Origin of the sequence: Streptomyces sp. NPDC007162 (genome assembly GCF_040634175.1) — a bacterium.
In the GTDB taxonomy this organism is placed as follows: Bacteria; Actinomycetota; Actinomycetes; order Streptomycetales; family Streptomycetaceae; genus Streptomyces.
Window position 1 is genome coordinate 1 of the sequence record NZ_JBEYFC010000584.1, and the last position, 5051, is coordinate 5051.

At 72.9% G+C, this 5051-nt stretch carries 3 protein-coding genes; 2 read left to right on the forward strand and 1 reads right to left on the reverse strand.

Annotated elements, in window-relative coordinates; translation table 11 throughout:
- Positions 1 to 1026 (reverse strand): FHA domain-containing protein (locus ABZ646_RS39785; protein WP_360530582.1); only part of this gene is annotated, 1026 nt, incomplete at its 3' end.
- 272 nt (positions 1027 to 1298) lie between these two features.
- Between ABZ646_RS39785 and ABZ646_RS39790 the strand changes: the two genes are divergently transcribed.
- Both ABZ646_RS39790 and serB read left to right on the forward strand, forming a co-directional pair.
- A complete protein-coding gene (locus tag ABZ646_RS39790; protein ID WP_360530585.1) occupies positions 1299 to 3425 on the forward strand; it encodes a streptophobe family protein in 2127 nt (708 codons plus the stop codon).
- Positions 3426 to 3667: 242 nt separating this feature from the next.
- Complete coding sequence (serB, locus tag ABZ646_RS39795; protein WP_360530588.1) at positions 3668 to 4876, forward strand: phosphoserine phosphatase SerB; 1209 nt, start codon at positions 3668 to 3670, stop codon at positions 4874 to 4876.
- The last annotated feature ends 175 nt before the right edge of the window (positions 4877 to 5051 follow it).

A 5051-nucleotide genomic window follows, 5' to 3' on the forward strand; every position in this document is an offset into this window, starting at 1 on the left:
GTTGTCGTAGAGCACCTCCCCCTCGTCGGCCGGGCGGTATCCGGTGAGCGCCTTGAGCAGGGTCGACTTGCCGGATCCCGACGGGCCGATGACCGCGATCAGGGACTTCTCCGGGACACCGAAGGAGACGTCCTTGAGGATCTGCTTGCCACCGTCGACCGTGACGGTCAGGCGACGCGCGGAGAAGGAGACCTCACCGGTGTCGACGAACTCCTCCAGCCGGTCGCCGACGATCCGGAAGGTGGAGTGGCCGACGCCGACGATGTCGTTCGGGCCGAGCAGGGCGCTGCCGCCCTTGGCGATCGGCTGACCGTTGACGTACGTGCCGTTGTGGGAGCCGAGGTCGCGGATCTCCATGCGGCCGTCGGGCGTGGAGTGGAACTCGGCGTGGTGGCGCGAGACCTGGAGGTCGGACACCACCAACTCGTTCTCCAGGGCACGGCCGATGCGCATCACCCGGCCGATGGAGAACTGGTGGAACGTGGTCGGGCTGCGGTCGCCGTAGACCGGCGGCGCCCCCGCGCCACCAGCGGAGGCCATGGCCGGGGCTCCCTGCTGCTGCGGGATCGCCGACGGGGCCTGCTGCCAGCCCTGTTGCTGAGCCTGCGGCTGCGGAGCCGGCGGCTGGGACCAGCCGGCACCGCCCGCCCCCTGGGCCGCGTACGGCTGCGCGCCCTGCGGTGTGACCTGGGGCGCGGCCTGCTGCTGGGACCGCGGGGCGGCGGCGCCGGAGAGGTTCAGGCGCGGTCCGTCGTTGGCGTTGCCGAGGTGCACGGCCGAGCCCGGACCGATCTCCATGCGCTGGATCCGCCGGCTCTGCACGAAGGTGCCGTTGGTGCTGCCGTGGTCCTCGATGCCCCAACTGCGGCCGTCGAAGCTGATCGTGGCGTGCCGCCAGGAGACCCTGGCGTCGTCGAACACGATGTCCCCCTGCGGATCACGTCCGAGGGTGTAGGCCCTGGACGGATCGAGCGTCCAGGTACGTCCGTTTGATTCCAGTACGAGTTCCGGCACGCCAAGCCCCATGAGTAGTCCCCCGAGTTACCCCCATCACAGGGAGTCTAGGGATGTCGAACATCGTCGGGAACTATTTCAGGCTCCGCCCCCTGACCGAAAGTCGGGCCTTGTGGAGAGCTCGCACGAGCGCTTCGACTCTTTCCGTTGACGGGGTTGAAAACGGGCCGGAGAGTGGTAATTCACGCGAGGGGGACAAGCGCGACGGAGCGGCCCCGGGCGTTCGCGGATCGGGGGGGTCTGCCATGAGTTCTGGCACATCTGGCACATCTGGCGCATCAGGTATGTCTGGCACTTCCGGCACGGGAGCCGACAGCACGCGCCTCGGTACCCGGCTGCCGTGGGTCGACATCCTGCTGTCCGCGATCGCGGCCGTGAGCTGGGCGTTGATCGGCATGGCGGGTACGGCGGCGCTCGGCCTGCACCTGCTGCGGGCCGACGCCGCGGGCTCACTCGGCCCCATGACAGCGGCGGTTGTGGCGCTCGGGGCGGGCGGTTCGGTCACGCCGACCGGGGATCTGTCCGCATTCGGCCTGAAGGGCGCGGAGGCCACGACGGCCGTCGAGATCACGCCACTGGGCGTGAGCCTGGTCGGTGCGCTCCTTTTGTCATGGTTCTTCTTACGGTCCCTGCGCACGGCCGGCATGGTGATCGCCCCCGCCGAACTGCTGGCCCGTGCGGGCTCCTTGATCGTGCTCTTCGTGGCGACGCTGGGCGGTCTCGCGTGGGCGGGGCACTCGGTCGTGACCATCGACGGCGGTGCGCTCGGGCTGGACAGGCTGACGGGGGCGGGCGGCGGAGGCGGAGGCGGAGGCGGTCTGAGGATCCCCGGCATCGGAGATGTCGGCGGGTTGCTCCCGGACCGCCTCGGCGACCTCGTGAAGGCGAACGCGGCGGTCGGTTTCAGCGTGGACACCGCGGCGACCCTCGCCGGTGGCCTCGGCTGGTGCACCGGCATCCTGCTGATCGCCCTGCTGGCCTCGCGCCGCACTCCGCTGCCACCCGGCTGGGAGGCCGTGCACCGGGTGGTACGGCCGGCCGCCTCGGCGCTGGTGACGGTCCTGCTGGTGGCCGTGGCCGCGGGGTGGGCGGCGGCGGCCTACGCGGCGATCGGCGACCCGCACCCGGCGCGCATTGCGGGCGCGACCCTGCTCGGCGCCCCCAACGGGGTCTGGCTCGGCATCCCGATCGGCCTCCTCGTCCCCTTCGACGGCAGGGCGACGGGCGTCCTGACCACGTTCCTGCCCCACCCCCTGGACGAGCTGCTGACCTCGAAGTCCGACCAGTCGGTGACCCTGGGGCGCCTGGCCGGCCTGGACGGACGGGTGTGGCTGCTGGGGGTCGCCGCGGCCCTGCTGATGCTGCTGGCGGGGGTGTTCACGGCGGTACGGACGCCGGTGGGGCCGGGAGCCGCGGCGGGACAGGGAGGGGGTGCGGGCCGGGGAGCGCTCGGTTTCGCCGGACGGTGTGCCGTGCGGTTGGGGATCGCGACCGCGCTCGCGCTGCCGCTGCTGGCCTGGCTGACGGACGTGTCGGTGGACGCCTCCCTGTCGGTGCTGGGCTTCGACGCGTTCGGTGCGGGGGTGGAGCTGCACGGGCACTGGGGAATGGCGCTGCTCCTCGGGGCGGCCTGGGGTGCGGCGGCGGGCGCGACGGGGGCGCTGCTGACCTGGGTGACCGGCGCGGCGGGATCACGGGCGGCACCGGCGGCACTGGGTGACGGGGGGCGCGGGGCCCGGGGCGGCGGGTCGGCGTATGCGGTGGCGGCCGGGGCTCCGGGCAGGGGCGACAGCGGGGCGGCTGGACCGTACGCGCCGGGGAACCGGTACCGCCCGCCGAATCCCGACACCAACCCCTACCTCCGGGTGCCGGACGACCTGCGGGAGCGGGGACACGACCGACGGCCCTGGCCCGACTGGGTACAGGAACCCCGCGACCGGGAACCGGGCATGGGGGCCGGGCCGGGGGCAGAGTCTCGCGGCTGGGGGTCGGACGCCGGGGGTGGGTCGGGCGTCGGTGGCGTATGGGGGTCGCCAGGGCGCGAGTCCTACGAGCGGCCGGTGCCGGGGGAGCAGGGACCGGGGTCCGGCGCGGCGCCGGCCGGTGGTCCGGGTGTGCCGGGGCGCCGGGTGCCGCCGGGCACACCGGCGCCACCGGACTCGCCGTCTGCCGGCAGCCACCGGTCCTCGGAGGAGACCCGGGCCGGGAACGGCGGGGACTCCTCCGACGTACCGCCCGGCTCCGACGATGTGTACGGCGCCCCCACCATGGCCCGGCCGCTGGAGCCACGGCGCCGACCGGGGCCGCGTCGGGGTGACGGGGCTCCGGACGGCCCGAACACCGGTCCGCCGTCTCCACCGCCGCCGCCTCCGCCCCCTCCCCCGCCTCCGCCCGGGCGGCCCCGCCGGTGAGACCGGCCGCCCCGCCGGGGCGCGCGGGGTCCGTGCGGCGCCCACACCCCCGGGTGTCCCGGCGTCGACCCGTGCGGAGGATGCGGTGGAATACGACGCGAACCGCCCCCTGACGTCGCACGCACGTTCGCCCGTAGCCCGGAAGCAAAGCCTCCGACACCGGCCCGACACCTATTGTTCCGTGTCCGTCAGGCGGACCACCTGCGCCGCAGGCACTGCGTGCCGGTTACGGTGGTTACACCATGAGCGATCCGCAGACCTCCGAGGTCCCCACTCTCCTCGTCAAGATTTTCGGCAAGGACAGGCCGGGCATCACGGCCGGCCTCTTCGACACCCTTGCCGCGTACATGGTCGACGTGGTCGACATCGAGCAGGTCGTGACGCGAGGTCGCCTGGTGCTGTGCGCGCTGGTGACCCAGCCCCCGGCAGGGCTCGAGGGCGATCTCAGGGCGACCGTGCACAGCTGGGCCGAGTCGATGAAGATGCAGGCGGAGATCATCTCCGGACGCGGCGACAACCGCCCGCGTGGTATCGGCCGTTCCCTGGTCACCGTCCTCGGCCACCCGCTGACCGCCGAGTCGACGGCCGCCATCGCGGCCCGGATCGCGAAGACCGGCGGCAACATCGACCGTATCTTCCGGCTCGCCAAGTACCCGGTGACGGCTGTGGAGTTCGCGGTGTCCGGCGTGGCGACCGAGCCTCTGCGCACCGCCCTGGCCTCCGACGCGGCGGAGCTCGGTGTGGACGTCGCGGTCGTCGCGGCCGGCCTGCACCGGCGGGCCCAGCGGCTGGTCGTCATGGACGTGGACTCGACGCTCATCCAGGACGAGGTGATCGAGCTCTTCGCCGCGCACGCCGGCTGTGAGGACCAGGTCGCCGAGGTGACCGCGGCAGCGATGCGCGGCGAACTGGACTTCGAACAGTCGTTGCACGCGCGCGTGGCGCTGCTGAAAGGGCTGGACGAGTCGGTGGTGCAGAAGGTGCGCGCCGATGTGCGGCTGACGCCGGGAGCGCGGACCCTGATCCGCACGCTGAAGCGGCTCGGCTACCAAGTCGGGGTCGTCTCGGGCGGTTTCACCCAGGTCACCGACGATCTGCGGGAGCGGCTGGGGCTGGACTTCGCCCAGGCCAACACGCTGGAGATCGTCGACGGGAAGCTGACCGGCCGGGTGACCGGCGAGATCGTGGACCGGGCGGGGAAGGCGCGGCTGCTGCGCCGGTTCGCGGCCGAGGCGGGCGTACCGCTGTCGCAGACGGTGGCCATCGGTGACGGCGCCAACGACCTGGACATGCTGAACGCGGCGGGTCTCGGAGTCGCCTTCAACGCCAAGCCGGTGGTCCGCGAGGCCGCCCACACGGCGGTGAACTTCCCGTTCCTGGACACGGTCCTGTACCTGCTGGGCGTCACCCGTGAAGAGGTGGAGGCGGCTGACACCCTCGAGGAGGGCTGATCCGCCGGCACACGGCCTCTAAGGGCCCGGTACCGAGAGGATCGGTACCGGGCCCTGGTCGTGCCGCGCGGCCGCCGTCGGTGGTCCGTCGTACCGCGGCCGCCCGCCGGTGTCACTCGGAGGGCGCCCAGTAGTCCGTGAGCCTGGCCACGCCCGGTTCAAGGGCCATACAGGA